Genomic DNA, 768 nt, shown 5'->3' on the forward strand with positions numbered 1-768 from the left:
CACCATGGGCGTGAGCATCGCCAGCCTGCCCCTGTAGGGAGATTTGTGGTGCTGGTTACAGGTCTGACTCCTGCACCACCCGCACCACCCCCGCATCCAGCGCATACGCCGCATCCGCCAGGTCGTTGTTGACCGTCTCCACCTTCAGCGTGCCCGTCACCCACAGCGGTGTATAGATATCGTCCAGCTTCAAGCCCTTGGGATAGCGCACCAGCACCAACTGGTTGGGCGGCGGCGGTGGCACGTGGATGCAGGCGCCCGGGTAAGGCACCAAGAAGAACAGGGTGCTGCGCCCCTTGGCATCGGTTTCCAGCGGCACCGGGTAGCCACCCAGGCGGATGTGCTTGCCATTCATGGCGGCCACGGTCTTGGTCGAATACATTACCGCCGGCAACCCCTTGCTCTGCTTCAGGCCACCCTTTTCGGTAAAGGTGCCCAGGGCTCCCGGGGAGTTGTGGTCGATATCAGGCATTTGTTCGAGGGCTTTCTGGTCCGACTTGGGCATCAGTTCCAGCCAGTCGGTTTCCGCAAGCTCAGCGGCGTGGGTCAGGCTTGAACCCAGCAAAAGGACAGTCAACAGAAGACGGCGCCTGGAGTGGCTCGACCAATAAACAAGTGTCGGCATTCTAGCCCTCTGCGCCTGCGCAGCGCAGAGGGCTTGACGCTAAATCATTTCTTTTTCAGCAGACCGTAGATCACCAGCAACACGATGGCACCAACCAGCGCGCCAATGAAGCCTGCGCCTTGGCCTGCCTGGTAGATCCCCAG

General features: G+C 60.9%; 2 protein-coding genes. Both read right to left on the reverse strand.

Going from position 1 to position 768, the window contains the following annotated elements:
• Positions 1-55 precede the first annotated feature (55 nt).
• Positions 56-625, reverse strand: a complete 570-nt coding sequence (locus ASU03_RS19275) for a DUF3299 domain-containing protein (RefSeq protein WP_057833298.1) — start codon at positions 623-625, stop codon at positions 56-58.
• Positions 626-669: 44 nt separating this feature from the next.
• A complete protein-coding gene (locus tag ASU03_RS22000) occupies positions 670-768 on the reverse strand; it encodes a GlsB/YeaQ/YmgE family stress response membrane protein (protein ID WP_331456682.1) in 99 nt (32 codons plus the stop codon).

The sequence above is a fragment of the Colwellia sp. TT2012 genome (genome assembly GCF_001440345.1).
GTDB lineage: Bacteria > Pseudomonadota > Gammaproteobacteria > Enterobacterales > Alteromonadaceae > Colwellia.

What these genes read in the sequence shown, in the direction of transcription:
- ASU03_RS19275 (WP_057833298.1), bottom strand. Translation starts at nt 625, where the DNA reads ATGCCGACACTTGTTTATTGGTCGAGCCACTCCAGGCGCCGTCTTCTG.